Genomic DNA, 15,398 nt, shown 5'->3' with positions numbered 1-15,398 from the left:
GGAAGAAGCGCGAAGAATACTTAACAAACTGGAATTTCATTACACTCCGAAGCATGCCAGCTGGCTGAATATGGCGGAAATAGAGATTGGAGTTATGAGTAAACAGTGTCTGGACAGGCGCATACCGGACATGGATACATTAAAACGGGAGTTATCCGCTTGGGCGCTTAAACGCAATGAGAAAAAAGAAACGATAAACTGGATGTTCGATGTAGATGCCGCACGTTCAAAACTTAACAAAGCGTACGGCAAACTTATAAAGTCAACTAATCAAAATTAATTGGAAAAGCCACTAGTATAAAAATACTAGTGGCTTTTTTGTATCTGTAGTTCAGGAACTGAAAAACCTGTGCCCTTGGTTCAGCTTTTTATTAAAGCCCAGGAGACGAAACATCATCATCTAAGCCCTAAGCAATTTATTGTTTAGGGCTTTTTTGTATCTAAAATTTAGGAGTTGAAAATCCTCGTGCCCTTGGTTCAGCTTTTTATCAGTAAGCAGTCAATGAAACTCCACTAAAAACTTGTGCTTACACTATTATCCCGCGTCCTGCACAACAGCCTACATTTTAAAGTGAGATTAGGCTAAACTGCCTTTCTTTAAATAATCAGTGGCTTTTACTTATCATGCGATTAAACCTGCTGACACAAGAAAATGGTGCACACCGCTAATGTTTTATGAAGGCACTGAAAAGCGTTTAGAGATCACCCTAAAACAAACCGACCTACTGCAGTTTCCCGACTCTTTCTGGCAGGAGATGGTCAAACAGGCCGGCGCTTTAATTTTATCTAAAATTGAAAATATTCAGGTTAAAGCTTACCTGTTATCTGAATCGAGTTTATTTATCTGGAAAAATAAATTACTTTTGATCACTTGCGGCAATACTCACCTGGTTAAAGCGGCTCAGTTTTTTCAAAAAGAAATAAGAAAGGAAAATATTCAGTCTTTGCTTTTTCACCGCCACCAGCCGCATCAGCCGGATCTACAGGCAACGAACTTCAATCAGGATGTCAGTATCTTAAACAGCCACTTACAGGGCTCGACTAAGCATTGGAGGGGAAAGTATCAAGGAGATCTTTTTCTATTCGGAGAAGCCACTCACGGTCCTGCAAATACTAAGCAAATATTAATGTGTCATGGTTTATCGGGCTCATTCTCTGACTCACTGCAGGCGGGCACTGTTTCTACTGAGCAGATTGAATCGACATTAGCGCTGCTGGCGTTTTTCCCGCAATTACAGATTGACCAGTTTACCTTTACACCTAAAGGTTATTCTTTAAATGCCATTAATGAAGAGCACTACTTAACAGTGCATATAACACCGGAAACATTAAGCACATATTTCAGCTTAGAAAGCAGCTTCGATAACCAGCTTATGCAGCCGTTTATAGGGCACCTGAGTGCCCTGTTTAGGCCATCACAAAGTCACTTAATGAGTTTTAAGCCAGGCACTGACAGCACTCTGCAGATAACCCTTAGCTCCCCTGACGAATTAAGGCTCTAAAATAAACACCGCCTGCACCCGGTCATTAAGCTTAATGGTGTTAATCTGATAAGTGCTTGTGTCAGGGCTTTCACTGCTCATCGCACGCATCATCATCGGCTCCCTGTAACTGTTCTGATAATTAACTGAATATATTTTACCAAGCTCAGCCTGATAAGCTTTTGCTAGATTTGAAGCTTTCTTTACAGAATCTTCTACAGCCATCTGGCGCACTTCAAGCTGCCACTTTTCAGGAGACTGCAGTCCGTACTGAAGCTGGTTAATCGCCTCAATATCTGAAGCTAATACCGCATCTAAAAACTGATTAACCTTATCGATGTCAGTTAAACGATAGGTTAAATCACGTGTTGCACGAATTCCCATAAAAGTACGTTTATCTTTCTGATAATCATATTCAGCTCTGGTATAAAGATCTGCGCTTTCCAGTTCTTTATTATTAAAACCCGACTGCTGTAAATTAATTAATAAAGCCTCAACCTGCTGATCAACTTTATTTTTAGCCAGCGCACCTTTACGATCTAATGCTGAAGCTTGAAACTGAATAATAACCTGATCTGGTTTAACCTCAAGTTCAGCAGTGCCAGTTACCGAAATATACGGTTCATCCGGCAAAGAAGCCGCTAAGCTGGAAACAGAAAAAGCAGACATAACAGCTAGTAGTAAATATTGATAATAACGCATAAAAAGTCCTCCAAATAGAATGATTTACCCTATGACACAGTTTAATTTAAATAGTTGCAGTTATTTTCCTGCGGGCACAAAAAAGCCGGCTGTTAAGCCGGCTCTATAAATTTAAACTACCTGCTGGTATGCAGGCTTGTTAAATTATAATACGTCGATAGCGTTAAGGTCAGCAAATGCTTTTTCAAGACGTGTAACCATAGACGCTTGAGCAGCACGTAACCATACACGTGGATCGTAGTATTTCTTGTTAGGAGCATCTTCACCAGTAGGGTTACCGATTTGACCTTGTAAGAAATCATGGTTTTCAGCTTCGTAAGTACGGATACCGTCCCAACATGCCCACTGTGTATCTGTATCGATGTTCATTTTGATAACACCGTAACCGATAGACTCTTGAATTTCAGCTTCAGAAGAACCAGAACCACCGTGGAATACGAAGTTTAATTCGTTAGACGCAACACCGTGTTTTTCCGCAACAAATGCTTGTGAATCACGTAGGATAGTTGGAGTCAGTTTAACGTTACCTGGCTTGTATACGCCGTGTACGTTACCGAAAGAAGCAGCGATAGTGAAGTTAGGGCTGATTTTAGAAAGTTCAACGTATGCGTAGTCAACTTCAGAAGGTTGAGTGTAAAGTAAAGACTCATCCATATCTGAGTTATCAACGCCGTCTTCTTCACCACCAGTACAACCTAGTTCGATTTCTAGCGTCATGCCCATTTTAGACATACGCGCTAGGTATTCAGCACAAGTTGCGATGTTTTCTTCTAGAGGCTCTTCAGAAAGATCGATCATGTGTGAAGAGAAAAGAGGAGCGCCAGTTGCTTCAAAGTGAGCTTCAGAAGCAGTTAGTAGTCCGTCAATCCAAGGAAGAAGTTTTTTAGCAGCGTGGTCAGTATGAAGAATAACTGGAACACCGTAAGCTTCAGCCATTGCGTGAACGTGTTTAGCACCAGATACAGCACCAAGAATAGCCGCTTCCTGACCTTCAAGTTTAAGACCTTTACCTGCGTTAAATGCAGCGCCGCCATTTGAGAACTGAATAACAACAGGAGCTTTAACTTTAGCTGCAGCTTCAAGTACTGCGTTGATTGAATCAGAACCAATAACGTTTACCGCTGGAAGTGCAAATTTGTTTTCTTTTGCAATTGCAAATACTTTTTGAACATCATCACCAGTGATAACACCAGGTTTTACAACGTCTAAAATCTTAGTCATGAGGATAATCCTATGTAGTTAAAATAAATACTGCTAAATTTCGCGCATAATATATCACATCAGGGTGATAAAAAATACGCTAATAAAAGTTGAAAAAAAAGCGATATATAATCTCGCTTTAACTGTCTGATTAATCGTTTGCGCGTGACTCTAACATTGTCACTGCTGGTAATTCTTTACCTTCAACAAACTCAAGGAACGCACCGCCGCCTGTAGAGATGTAAGAAACATCTGCAGTGATATCAAATTTATCAATCGCAGCTAATGTATCACCGCCGCCGGCAACTGAGAATGCAGATGATTCAGCAATTGCTTTAGAGATTCCAGCAGTACCTGCTTCGAAGTTTTTGAATTCGAATACGCCAACCGGACCGTTCCAAAGAATGGTTTTAGCACCTTTAAGGATTTCAGCTAGCTCAGCAGTTGAATCAGGTCCTAAATCGAAGATCATGTCGTCATCTTGCACGTCTGCAACGTTTTTAATTTCAGCTTCTGCGTTTTCATCAAATGCTTTTGCACATGCAACATCAGTTGCAACAGGAATTGCACACTCTTCCATTAATTTCTTAGCTGTATCAACTAGATCTGCTTCGTATAATGATTTACCAACATTATGGCCTTGTGCAGCGATAAATGTATTTGCAATACCACCACCAACAACAAGCTGATCAGCAATTTTAGATAAAGACTCAAGAACAGTTAATTTAGTCGATACTTTAGAACCACCAACGATAGCCACTAACGGACGAGCAGGGTTATCCATCGCTTTACCTAGTGCTTCTAATTCAGCAGCAAGCAGAGGGCCGGCACATGCAACAGGAGCGTAAACACCAGCACCGTTTGTAGAAGACTGTGCACGGTGAGCAGTACCAAATGCATCCATAACGTAAACATCACAAAGTGCAGCTAACTGCTTAGATAATGTTTCATCATTTTTCTTTTCGCCTTTGTTAAAACGAACGTTTTCAAGAACAACAACTTCACCTTCGTTTAGTTCAAGACCGTTTAGGTAATCAGTTGCTAAACGCACAGGAACGTCTAATGCTTCGTTTAAGTAATCAACAACAGGTTGTAGAGAGAATGCTGCATTTTCTTCAGCAGAAGCACCTTCAGTTGGACGACCTAAGTGTGAAGTAATCATAAGCTTAGCGCCTTTTTCTAACGCTAATTTGATTGTCGGGATAGAAGCACGGATACGTGCATCTGAAGTTACTTTACCATCTTTAATTGGAACATTAAGATCTTGACGGATGAATACGCGTTTGCCGGCTAAATCTAGATCAACCATTTTTTTTACTGACATGATGTGTCCTCTCATTTAATTTTAAAACTATAGAATTCTGAATTGACTACCTGAACATTCATTCAAGCTCAGCTATCACACTGTCCTTTAATACAACATTTCCCGCTGTATTCCTATTACCGACAGCATTATAGACGAAAGTTTTTGTTACATCGATCACAATGGGGGCTAATTTACCTTTTTCCTATGGGGGGTGGGTTTGATTTATATCATTTTCTGTAACTTTTTTTCAAAATGAGTAAAAAAACAACAAAACAAGCAGCAAGACAAGCTCTGAAATAGATAAATGTGAAGGAGACTGCATAATTAATATGCAATTTTGTATTCTTCATTTAAAATTAACCGCATGAAGAAATGACCCGATGATATTATTAAATAGCCTACTTATCATCATAACTATGGTTTATAGCCTTTAATGCAAAAGCGAGCAGCTCTTTCCTATGAACATATTTAAAAAGAACACCTGGTTACTCTTTTACTTTATCGCTTTTATCGGCGCCTTGTTAACCTCTGGATCTGTTTATTTAAAGCACCAGAATATTGTAGAGGAGGCTCAAAGCGAACAGCTTTACTTAGCAAAAATATTTAATCAGCAGCTGTCGACGCTTTTTTTACAATACGAAAATGTAATTGACGTGTTAAGCGGTAACCTTAGCTCTCCCACATCCCCTTTAAACGTAGCAACGCTTGATAAAATTATTGCCAACAACCCGCTTTGGCTCAGCTTTGCCGCATTTTCACCCGAAGGAGAGTTTATAACCTCATCAGGTAAGCGCCAAGAAACAAATATAGTGAACCTTCTGAGTACCCCAAGCACACAAGAACGCTTTAAACAGGCATTAAACAGCGATCATATGGTCATCGGCAAAGCAAGTTACTCTACACTTTTTAAAAAATGGGTGCTGCCGATCCGCAAACGAGTGCTTGATGACAACGATCAGGTCATCATGGTGATGACCTCTCTTTTAGACTTAGCGATGATCTATGAGGACTGGAATGAATTTGTAGTACCGAACAATACTCTACAGGCCACTTTTGATAAAAGCTTCTTTCCGTTTCTGCGTACTCACTTAAGTACAGAGCAGCTCCGAAATTTCAGCAGCAGCCAGGTCAAATCATCAGTAATCCAGAATATTAATACTTATTTATTCAAACAGCAGTTAACAGCCAATATGCTGCGCAGTTCCGCATATCCAGCACAGGGCATTATTACTCTTGATCAGCAGCAAATGTTTATAACCGTTGCATATAACCAGAGGTATCGTTTCTGGATACATGCAGAGCAGCCCTACCAGGAAGCTATGCAGCAGATCTATAAACCTGCGGCTGTTTATATTGCTTTTTATCTGTTATTGATGACTTTTATTTTTATACTGTTTAAGTGGATTATTCGTATAGAGGACAGAAAAATAGCAGCTCTGACCTATGAAGCAGAGCATGACTCCTTAACCGGCCTTCCTAACCGCACCCTGTTAAGATCCTACAGTACGCAGTTAATTAATTTACAGAAGCCGTTTACCTTACTTTATCTAGATCTGAACCGTTTTAGTCATATTAATAATACATTCGGCCACCATTACGGAGACATTATTTTAATTGAAGTAGGCAAACGCATAGAACAGAGTCTACAGGCTCTCAAGGGCAAAGCTGCTCGTTTTAGCGGTGATGAATTTATTGTTATTATAGAGTCAGTAAAACGAAGTGAAATTGATAACTACTGCCGAGTCTTACTCGAGGCTACTGACGCGCCTTATTTAGTCAACAATACCTTTTTCAAAATCAGTACCTCAATCGGCATATCACAGAGCCCTCAAGATGCCCGCGATATAAACAGCTTAGTCAGCTATGCCGACAACAGCATGGCGATTGCCAAAAAATCCAAAAACAACTGTTTCTTTTTCTCAGCGGAAATGCACAACAAGCTGGTTAAAAACATTGAAATAGAACAGGCGCTGGTTCGCTGGCAGAGCACTTCATTGGGGCCTGTTTCACCGGACGCATTTATTCCAATTGCAGAAGAGATGGGGCTGATGCCGACACTCGGCTTATATATTATGGATCGGGCAATGTCTGAAATATCGAATCTGCAGAATCAAGTAAATATTTCTTTTCAGCTGTCAATTAACGTTTCAGTGAGCCAGTTTATGCAGAATGATTTTTTTGACAAATTGATGGAATGTTACCAGCGTTATCAATCTGAGCACCTGAAAATCACTATTGAAATAACAGAAAGTTTATTTATTGAAAGCATTGAAAATATCCTGCCTGTTTTTCATAAAATGCAGGCTGCTGGTATTTCATTGTCACTGGACGATTTTGGAACTGGTTACTCCTCCCTGAGCATGCTTAAGAAAGTGCCCATTGACGAACTTAAAATAGATAAAAGCTTTATTGACTATATCACTAAAAATAAAACCGATAGGGCCATGATGAAAAGCATTATTCGAATGGGTAAAGAGTTAGACATCACTGTACTTGCAGAAGGTGTTGAAAGCAAAGCTCACACCGATTTATTAACCGAGCTGGGCTGTGATCTTTTCCAAGGTTATTATTTCTCTAAACCTCTGCCACTCGATAAACTTGCCTTATTTGTCAATAAACATCAGCAATAGAAATCGGACACTTTTTCTGGTACCCGGCTTAGCAATTGAAATAACAGTAATTTTAGTCATAATCGCCACTATCACAAAAATCAATAACAGCAGTAATTAGTGTTGTTATTGATTTGAATACAGCACAAGCTGCAGTCCTCTCACAGGGGGCGATGCAGCCCGAACTCAACCACAGCAAGCTTAACAAGAGAATTATTATGTCTATCGATAAAGTAAGTACCTTATTAGTCACAGCCGGCCGTTCAAAAAAATTCACCCAGGGAGCGGTAAACCCGGTTATACAGCGCGCATCATCTATCGTGTTTGATTCGGTTAAAGCCAAAAAGTTTGCCGCTGCAAACCGTGCTGACGGTGAGCTTTTTTACGGCCGCCGCGGCACGTCGACTCACTTCTCATTACAGGAAGCAATGGTTGAACTAGAAGGTGGTGCCGGCTGTGCATTATATCCCTGTGGAGCGGCGGCGGTTTCCAACTCTATTCTCGCTTTTGTTGAAGCCGGTGATCATGTGCTGATGACAGGAGCAGCCTATGAGCCGACACAAGACTTCTGCAATATCATCCTTAAGGGAATGAATGTAACAACCACCTATTATGATCCCCTGATCGGGGCTGATATTGCGCAGTTAATTCAACCGAAAACCAAAGTTGTATTTCTTGAATCTCCCAGCTCAGTAACCATGGAAGTTCAGGATATACCGGCAATGGTCAAAGCGATTCGAGCAGTTAATCCGAAAATCATTATCATGATTGATAATACCTGGGCCGCCGGCATTCTATTTAAAGCACTCGAACATGATATTGATATTTCAATACAGGCAGGCACTAAGTATATTATTGGCCACTCTGACGCCATGCTCGGCACAGCCGTTGCCAACGAGAGATGCTGGGTTCGACTGCGTGAACGCTCCTATCTGATGGGGCAGATGGTTGATGCGGATACGGCTTATGCGGCTTCACGCGGTTTAAGAACTATGGCGGTACGTTTAAAGCAGCATCAGGAAAGCAGCCTTACAATTGCGCACTGGCTGAGTGAACACCCGGAAGTAGAACGCGTTAATCATCCCGCTCTGCCAAGCTGCAAAGGCCATGAATTCTTTAAGCGCGATTTTATCGGTAGTAACGGACTGTTCTCATTTGTGCTTAAACAACGATTATCAACTCAGCAGTTAGCGGAATATCTGGATAACTTTGAGCATTTCAGCATGGCTTATTCATGGGGAGGTTTTGAATCGTTAATTCTGGCTAATCAGCCTAATGAGCTTGATGCGATTCGCCCGGCCGGCGGCATTGATTTTAACGGCACATTAGTACGGGTACACATAGGTTTAGAAAACGCAGATGATCTGATTGCAGATCTAGAGGCTGGATTTAAACGCATCGCTTCTTAGGGAGGGTGCTTCTCCCGGTCTTGTAATGAGACTGGGAGAAAGCAGATAAATACGCTTAATATTGAAAATAGATTAAGTACGCGAACTCTGCACGTTAACAAAGACTTTCAATTCTTGCCCCGGCTGAATGTATTTACTACCGTTTAACTGGTTCCAACGTTCTAAATCTGCCGTTTTCACATTAAATTTTGATGCTATAAGCCCTAATGAGTCGCCTGAACGCACTTTATAGATAACTTCGCGAGTGACCTGATTTTCTGCTGAATTACGGGAATTCGATGTATTAACAAATATTTTTAAGTTTTGACCCGGCTGAATATACTTCTGTCCTTTAAGCTGGTTCCAGCGCTGTAAATCTGCACTTTTCACCTTATGTTTTTGTGCAATAGCACCTAATGAATCACCAGGACGCACTTTATAAGTGATCTGGCGGCTGGTTTGATTTCCCGATGGTGCTTTTGCTGAACGAGATGCGCTCTGTGTATTAGTGTATATTTTCAGGCTTTGTCCCGGCTTGATATATTTCTGCCCGCTTAACTGATTCCAGCGCTCTAAATCTGCGCTTTTCACCTTATACTTTTGTGCAATAAGGCCTAACGAATCACCAGGACGTACTTTATAAGTGATCTGGCGGCTGGTTTGATTTCCCGATGGTGCTTTTGCTGAATGCGATGCGCTCTGTGTGTTAGTGTATATTTTCAGGCTTTGTCCCGGTTTGATATATTTCTGCCCGCTTAACTGATTCCAGCGTTCTAAATCAGCACTTTTCACCTTGTATTTTTGTGCAATAAGTCCTAACGAATCGCCAGAGCGTACTTTATAAACAATCTTATTTTTTGACACCGCTTTGAGCGGTTTCCAGATGGTTAACTCCTGCCCTAGACGTAAGGTTTTCTTGGTGCTGGTCGCATTCCAGCTGGCAATCTGTTTAGAGGTCACTTTATAACGGCGGCTGATATCCCAGAGCGTATCGCCTTCTACCACTGTATGCTGAACTTTTCGTTTTCCTTTATCGTTTTGTTCAAAACGTTTTGCCTGACTATAAAGGTAATCCTGCTGGGATTTACTCGCCACAGGTATTAATAACGGCTGGCCGATTCTGATCATTGAACCGTTAAGGTCATTAATCTGTTTTAATACACTGGTTGTTGTTCCGTAGTTTTTAGCAATGACACTTAAACTGTCACCGGAACGCACTTTATAACGATCCCAGCGAATGCGTTTATTATCATCAATCTGACTTAGTTTCGTAATGAACTGCTCAGCACTGACCGTAGGTACAAGTAACTTATGAGGCCCTTCAGGAGAAGTTGCCCAATGGTTAAAGGCTGGGTTTAACAGCTGGATTTCGGCAACACTTAAATCAGAAAATTCAGCGGCATAAGCAAGTTCAATCTGAGAATTTGTATCAATGTAAGTTAATACCTGCTTATTCGCTATCACAGGCAGTTCAACACCGTATTCCTGATGATTGCGTAGAATATCAACCAGGGCTAATAATTTGGGAACATACTCTTGCGTTTCTCTGGGCAGATCTAAATTCCAGTAATCGGTGGGTTTATTGAGTTTTTTATTTTTACGAGCAGCTCTCTGTACTCGCCCCTCACCTGAGTTATAGGCGGCTAATGCATGCAGCCAGTCATCACCTAGATAATCATGCAGAATCTCCATGTAACGCAAAGCGGCTTCTGTCGAAGCATAAACATCACGACGACCGTCATACCACCAGTCTTGTTTCAGGCCGAAGCGCTCTCCAGTAACCGGCATAAACTGCCACAGGCCAGATGCACTTGCATGTGAATAAGCAAAAGGGTCAAAGGTACTTTCAACTACCGGCAGCAGGGCTAATTCCAAGGGTAAATTTTTAGCTTCTATCTGCTCAATAATCAGATATAAAAACGGCTCTGCACGTTTGGATACCTGCTTTAAATAATTGGGATTATTTAAAAAATAATCACGCTGCTTAGCGATGCGGGAATTTTCTGGTACTTCAAATTCAAAACCTTCAGCTAATTTTAACCACAGGTTTTCATAACCGGCCGGCTGAGTTTGTAGTTTTTCATTAAGCGGCTCCTCTTCAACCAGACGAGTCAGGCCCTCTTCGCTGTCAATTTCCAGCAGCAGCTCATCCCCCGCAGATTCATTTTCAGCTGATAAATTACTTTCATCAACTGTATTTGTTGTTGTCTGACAGGCAGTTAAAATAAACAGTAAAAAAAACGAACATAATAATTTCATAAAAGAGACCACTTACCAATAATAAGTGGCGTATTCTAGCCTAAATCACAGACAAATTCATTAGAACCTGTCTTTATACTTACGCAGCGCGGTAAAACAAGATAACGGATCGTTTAACTGTTCAGCTAAATGCATCTGCAGTCCGTTAACAAGTGAGCTTTCGCTGCAGCGTAAAAATGGATTTATTGTTTTTTCCAGCCCTATAGTGCTTGGAATCGTCGCCAGCCCCTGCTGACGTTTCTTACCGACTTCCTGAATATATTTCAACAGGGCTTCATTTTTCGGTTCAAGATGAAACGCAAAAATAAGATTATTCTGCGTATATTCATGGGCACAATAAACCAGTGTATTATCGGGTAATGACGCAAAACGCGATAAAGCTTGATACATCTGCTCATAGGACCCCTCAAACACACGGCCGCAGCCGCCGGAAAACAGAGTATCACCGCAGAAAAGAAATGATTCGTTGTAGTAGGCAACGTGATCCAGAGTATGCCCGGGCACAGCCATCACTTTTAATGAAAACCGCTTATCAAAAAAACTTAAAATCTGCCCGTCGGTGATCACTTCACTTTTCGCAAACAACTTATTTTGACAATAAACCGTTATTTTCTCATCTCGTACTGAAAGCAGAGCTTCAACACCGTCAATATGATCATAATGACGGTGAGTTAAAATAATGGCATCCACAATTAACTGCTGCGCTTCTAATATTTCCAGAACTGGACTTGCATCACCGGGATCAACAACAATGCAATGCTGACTTTGACTATCTTTAATAAGCCAAATATAGTTATCATCAAATGACTTCAGCGTTAAAATATTAACCATAGTTGATTCTCTATCTAATTGATTTGGAGTAAGTTGAAATATGAAAATAGCAAAAACATCTCGTATTTTAACCCCGATTGAAGACTGGCATCAATTGCCGAACGGTAAATCTTTGCTGAAACAAACTCAGCAGCGCATTGACAGCTATCTGCCCCGATGTTTTGGTTATCATATATTAAAATTAGGCAGATTAAGCAGCCTACTGAATACATCAGAATCGTCAATTTCTCACCAGATCAACTGCGCATCCGGCGGAGAAGGTATTGGTTTACTGGCGGATCTTCATCAGCTGCCGTTACAAACCTCTTCTGTCGACCTCTGTATTCTGGCCCATGAATTAGATTTTTCAAGCGATCCCCATCAATTATTACGCGAGATTGACCGGGTATTAACGCTGGACGGTACACTGATTATCAGCGGTTATAATCCGATTAGTTTATTCGGACTACGCTCTCTTTTAAAACCCAAACATTCACAAACCGCCCGTCTGTTTTTACCTAACCGGGTACTGGACTGGTTACACCTGCTGGGTTTTGAAGTAAAACAAAAGCAGCACTTTGATTTTCTTTCCGGTGAATTTAACGGCTCGTTTTCATCATGTATAGAAAGCATAGGGCAGCGTTATACTCCCTATTTATGCAGTGTTTATTTTATTGTTGCCAAAAAACAGTGCACGCCGATGACACCTGTTAAGTCAGCATTTCAATTTAAGAAACCAAGATTAGCCGGACGCACGGTTGTCACACGAAGTCGTTAAGATAAAATAACAGCGGCCTGGTACCTGGCTTTAGCCGTCATAACCGATATCTTCCTGCACCGGTTTAGCTTCCGCGGCTTCGCGGGCTAAATCATCACAGCGTTCATTTTCAGGATGTCCGGAATGGCCCTTTACCCAGTGCCAGGTAACCCTGTGTTTTTCCTGAGCAGCATCTAATGCTTTCCACAGGTCTACATTTTTCACCGGTGCTTTTGCCGCTGTCTTCCAGCCTCGTTTTTTCCAGTTATGGATCCACTGAGTGATCCCCTGACGTACATACTGACTGTCAGTTGTAAGATCAATTTCACAGGGCTCGGTTAAACTTGCCAGACCTTTTATACAGGCTAACATCTCCATGCGGTTATTGGTTGTTCTTAAATATCCTTCAGATAACTCTTTTCGGTGCTGATTATATATTAAAACAGCACCATAACCGCCCGGTCCCGGATTACCTAAACATGAACCATCTGTATAAAGCTGGACTTTTTTCATTATTACCATCACATAAATTTGCTAAACTTATACCCATGTTACCTCAATATGCTTTGTATCATGAAGTATCATAGGTATAACTCATTCGAACTATAAATAGAGATCAAGATGAACACAAACAAAATGATACGACAAGTCGTTTTAGATACTGAAACTACAGGTATGAACAAGGATGGTATTGTTTATGTTGGGCATCGAATTATCGAAATAGGCTGTGTTGAAGTTATTAACCGCCGCTTAACCGGCCGTCATTATCATGTTTATGTAAAACCAGACCGCGAAGTTGATCCTGAAGCGGTAACAGTCCATGGTATTACAGATGAATTTCTGCAGGATAAACCCGCTTTTAGTGAAATTGCAGATGAGTTTATTGATTTTATCAAAGGCGCAGAGCTTGTTATCCATAACGCGCCCTTTGACGTCGGTTTTATGGATCAGGAATTTCGTTTTTTAAATAAAAAAACGCAAACCACTGAAGAAATGTCCACAGTGACCGATACCTTAACAATGGCTAAAAAGATGTTTCCGGGCAAACGGAATAATCTGGATGTCTTGTGTGACCGATACGGTATTGATAACAAGCACCGAGTATTACACGGCGCGTTATTAGATGCAGAAATACTGGCTGATGTTTACCTTTTAATGACCGGCGGGCAGGCAAACCTCAACCTTGCAAGTTCAGACAACGGCGAGATCAGTACGGGGCGCCGGCCTCGCCAGTCTTTATCACCTTTAACCGTGATACATGCAAGCGAAGCTGAAAATCAAGCACATGAGGATCGTTTAGATCTTATCGATAAATCAGGGAGCTGCCTATGGCGACAGTAATACAAAGAATTTTTTTCGGTTTACTGCTGCTGATCATCCATACGCAGTCAACTGCGCATACCATTTATGCGCCTAATGATATTCCATTATTAGACAACCGTTTCAGAATTGATCCGAACACTGAGCAGATAACTTTTATTCTTAATCACTCAGAAGGCCCGCGAAGAGTGGTACTAGTTCGTCCCGACGGCAGTAAAATATATTATAAAAGGAATCCGGAAAATGTCGGCTGGGTAACCAGCAGAACACAGGATATTGTCACCATAGACAATCCAATGGCAGGTCCATGGCAGGCTGTTGCCAAACTGGACGGCAATAATCGTATTAAATTAATGAGCAGGGTGGAATTAAAAACCAGCAGACTGCCGTTAAAGCTGTACTCTCAAGAATATATCACCACCCACGCTTCGCTTTATAATGAAAAGAAGTTAATGACCAACAAGGCTTATCTGGATGATGCAAAATTATCAGTCGCATTAATTGGCGGTGCCAGCAAAACCCTAACTCTATATCAGGATGACGGCAAAGGTTATGATGCTCTGCCCTTTGACGGTAAATTAACAGCCCGTGTTTACGTCGATCTGCTTCCTGGACGCTACTTACTTAATATCAGAACAAAAAATGATGTCTTTATTCGTAATGTTAATCACGATGCGGTGGTTTTTCTTCCGCCGGTGAGTTACGAAGTCGATGCCCTGGAAGCCGGCAGCGATCAGGCTTTATTTGAGTTTAAAATTGATGCAGATGAATTAGATCCGTTATCAGTTACCATTAACGGGGTTATCAAAGATGCCGATAATAATATAGTAGAGCAGTTGATCATTCATAGTGCAGACGGTCTTTCTGAACAGAGCCTGCTCACCACGGTTAGAAAGCTATCACATAATATGTTTACCTTTTCTGCCAAAGCCTTTGCTACTACACGCAAAGGCAGAGAAATTGAACTGCATCTGCCGGATCGTGTTTTTGAACTGGTTCCTCCCATTGTTATACCAGAAGCCAACCTCAGTGAAGCCTTAGCAACGGTGACAGAAGAATTAAACATACCGCAGGAGACTCCTTCGCTGTTAAGTGACTGGCGGGTTATTACGGTGGCAGCGACTTTGTTTTCATTACTGTTGATAGCGATTGTATTCATTCTTTTACGACGCAGAAAGAAAAACAAACTTTCCGATGATAACAGTGAAGCTTCATTATCACTCGATGAGCTGCAGCCGACTTCGATTGATCTGAAAGAGGATAAAAAATAGCAGTCTGCTGAAAAAAGATGAAAATGGCAGCGACAGCATGACCGGACGCTGCTAATAATTTGCACAATCTCAAATTATTTGGGCATAAAATAGGCACTTGATACACTAGAAGGCTAATAATAGACTTTTTTTGTTTTTCCTTGTTGACTCAGCAAAAGCAACTACGTATTATCTGCGCCTCAACAAGACGCACTGTAAGTGCGACGTTGATTTAGCTGGAGTGGTAGTTCAGTTGGTTAGAATACCGGCCTGTCACGCCGGGGGTCGCGGGTTCGAGTCCCGTCCACTCCGCCAA

At 41.3% G+C, this 15,398-nt stretch carries 13 protein-coding genes and 1 tRNA gene; 8 read left to right on the top strand and 6 right to left on the bottom strand.

The genetic code is table 11. The annotated features are described in order from the left end of the window. On the top strand, positions 1-280 hold a 280-nt coding region (locus G327_RS0122960; protein ID WP_019617154.1), incomplete at its 5' end, for a transposase. A 388-nt stretch (positions 281-668) separates the two neighbouring features. Beyond that, positions 669-1,502: a hypothetical protein gene (locus tag G327_RS0122955; RefSeq protein ID WP_019617153.1), complete on the top strand. Its 834-nt coding sequence runs from the start codon at positions 669-671 to the stop codon at positions 1,500-1,502. Here the strand turns inward: G327_RS0122955 and G327_RS0122950 are convergent. From G327_RS0122950 to G327_RS0122940, 3 genes are all read right to left on the bottom strand, one after another. Continuing rightward, positions 1,491-2,183, bottom strand: a complete 693-nt coding sequence (locus G327_RS0122950; RefSeq protein ID WP_019617152.1) for an SIMPL domain-containing protein — start codon at positions 2,181-2,183, stop codon at positions 1,491-1,493. The genes G327_RS0122955 and G327_RS0122950 overlap by 12 nt on opposite strands. A 144-nt stretch (positions 2,184-2,327) precedes the next feature. Then, a complete protein-coding gene (fbaA, locus tag G327_RS0122945) occupies positions 2,328-3,404 on the bottom strand; it encodes a class II fructose-bisphosphate aldolase (protein WP_019617151.1) in 1,077 nt (358 codons plus the stop codon). 130 nt (positions 3,405-3,534) lie between these two features. Next, positions 3,535-4,707, bottom strand: a complete 1,173-nt coding sequence (locus G327_RS0122940) for a phosphoglycerate kinase (protein ID WP_019617150.1) — start codon at positions 4,705-4,707, stop codon at positions 3,535-3,537. A 440-nt stretch (positions 4,708-5,147) separates the two neighbouring features. On the opposite strand from G327_RS0122940, the gene G327_RS0122935 reads away from it, so the two are divergent. Both G327_RS0122935 and metC read left to right on the top strand, forming a co-directional pair. Then, entirely contained in the window at positions 5,148-7,319 is a 2,172-nt protein-coding gene (locus G327_RS0122935; protein ID WP_019617149.1) for a bifunctional diguanylate cyclase/phosphodiesterase, read from the top strand. Positions 7,320-7,516: 197 nt separating this feature from the next. Further along, the gene (metC, locus tag G327_RS0122930) at positions 7,517-8,707 is read left to right on the top strand and encodes a cystathionine beta-lyase (protein WP_019617148.1); all 1,191 of its coding nucleotides are present in this window, start codon (positions 7,517-7,519) and stop codon (positions 8,705-8,707) included. Positions 8,708-8,779: 72 nt separating this feature from the next. On the opposite strand, the gene G327_RS25500 is transcribed toward metC, so the two are convergent. Both G327_RS25500 and gloB read right to left on the bottom strand, forming a co-directional pair. Further along, positions 8,780-10,945: a LysM peptidoglycan-binding domain-containing protein gene (locus G327_RS25500; RefSeq protein WP_019617147.1), complete on the bottom strand. Its 2,166-nt coding sequence runs from the start codon at positions 10,943-10,945 to the stop codon at positions 8,780-8,782. Positions 10,946-11,005: 60 nt separating this feature from the next. Further along, positions 11,006-11,776, bottom strand: a complete 771-nt coding sequence (gene gloB, locus G327_RS0122920; RefSeq protein ID WP_019617146.1) for a hydroxyacylglutathione hydrolase — start codon at positions 11,774-11,776, stop codon at positions 11,006-11,008. A 40-nt stretch (positions 11,777-11,816) separates the two neighbouring features. On the opposite strand from gloB, the gene G327_RS0122915 reads away from it, so the two are divergent. Beyond that, positions 11,817-12,533 carry a class I SAM-dependent methyltransferase gene (locus tag G327_RS0122915; protein ID WP_019617145.1) on the top strand — a complete coding sequence of 239 codons (717 nt, stop codon included), beginning with the start codon at positions 11,817-11,819 and terminating at the stop codon, positions 12,531-12,533. A 30-nt stretch (positions 12,534-12,563) separates the two neighbouring features. On the opposite strand, the gene rnhA is transcribed toward G327_RS0122915, so the two are convergent. Next, complete coding sequence (gene rnhA / locus G327_RS0122910; RefSeq protein WP_019617144.1) at positions 12,564-13,025, bottom strand: ribonuclease HI; 462 nt, start codon at positions 13,023-13,025, stop codon at positions 12,564-12,566. Positions 13,026-13,133: 108 nt separating this feature from the next. Between rnhA and dnaQ the strand changes: the two genes are divergently transcribed. The 3 genes from dnaQ (at position 13,134) to G327_RS0122895 (ending at position 15,397) form a co-directional block, all read left to right on the top strand. Then, complete coding sequence (gene dnaQ / locus G327_RS0122905; protein ID WP_019617143.1) at positions 13,134-13,853, top strand: DNA polymerase III subunit epsilon; 720 nt, start codon at positions 13,134-13,136, stop codon at positions 13,851-13,853. Next, entirely contained in the window at positions 13,841-15,103 is a 1,263-nt protein-coding gene (locus G327_RS0122900; protein WP_019617142.1) for a hypothetical protein, read from the top strand. The genes dnaQ and G327_RS0122900 overlap by 13 nt, the downstream gene beginning before the upstream one ends. 217 nt (positions 15,104-15,320) lie before the next feature. After that, positions 15,321-15,397 (top strand) — tRNA-Asp (locus tag G327_RS0122895). Position 15,398 lies beyond the last annotated feature (1 nt).

It is taken from the genome of Psychromonas ossibalaenae ATCC BAA-1528 (assembly GCF_000381745.1).
Lineage (GTDB): Bacteria > Pseudomonadota > Gammaproteobacteria > Enterobacterales > Psychromonadaceae > Psychromonas > Psychromonas ossibalaenae.
This window is presented reverse-complemented; position numbering and strand designations above follow the sequence as displayed.

Excerpts from the sequence above, each read along its gene's own strand:
- G327_RS0122955 (WP_019617153.1), top strand. The coding sequence starts at position 669 with ATGTTTTATGAAGGCACTGAAAAGCGTTTAGAGATCACCCTAAAACAA.
- G327_RS0122950 (WP_019617152.1), bottom strand. The coding sequence starts at position 2,183 with ATGCGTTATTATCAATATTTACTACTAGCTGTTATGTCTGCTTTTTCT.
- fbaA (WP_019617151.1), bottom strand. The coding sequence starts at position 3,404 with ATGACTAAGATTTTAGACGTTGTAAAACCTGGTGTTATCACTGGTGAT.
- G327_RS0122940 (WP_019617150.1), bottom strand. The coding sequence starts at position 4,707 with ATGTCAGTAAAAAAAATGGTTGATCTAGATTTAGCCGGCAAACGCGTA.
- G327_RS0122935 (WP_019617149.1), top strand. The coding sequence starts at position 5,148 with ATGAACATATTTAAAAAGAACACCTGGTTACTCTTTTACTTTATCGCT.
- metC (WP_019617148.1), top strand. The coding sequence starts at position 7,517 with ATGTCTATCGATAAAGTAAGTACCTTATTAGTCACAGCCGGCCGTTCA.
- G327_RS25500 (WP_019617147.1), bottom strand. The coding sequence starts at position 10,945 with ATGAAATTATTATGTTCGTTTTTTTTACTGTTTATTTTAACTGCCTGT.
- gloB (WP_019617146.1), bottom strand. The coding sequence starts at position 11,776 with ATGGTTAATATTTTAACGCTGAAGTCATTTGATGATAACTATATTTGG.
- G327_RS0122915 (WP_019617145.1), top strand. The coding sequence starts at position 11,817 with ATGAAAATAGCAAAAACATCTCGTATTTTAACCCCGATTGAAGACTGG.
- rnhA (WP_019617144.1), bottom strand. The coding sequence starts at position 13,025 with ATGAAAAAAGTCCAGCTTTATACAGATGGTTCATGTTTAGGTAATCCG.
- dnaQ (WP_019617143.1), top strand. The coding sequence starts at position 13,134 with ATGAACACAAACAAAATGATACGACAAGTCGTTTTAGATACTGAAACT.
- G327_RS0122900 (WP_019617142.1), top strand. The coding sequence starts at position 13,841 with ATGGCGACAGTAATACAAAGAATTTTTTTCGGTTTACTGCTGCTGATC.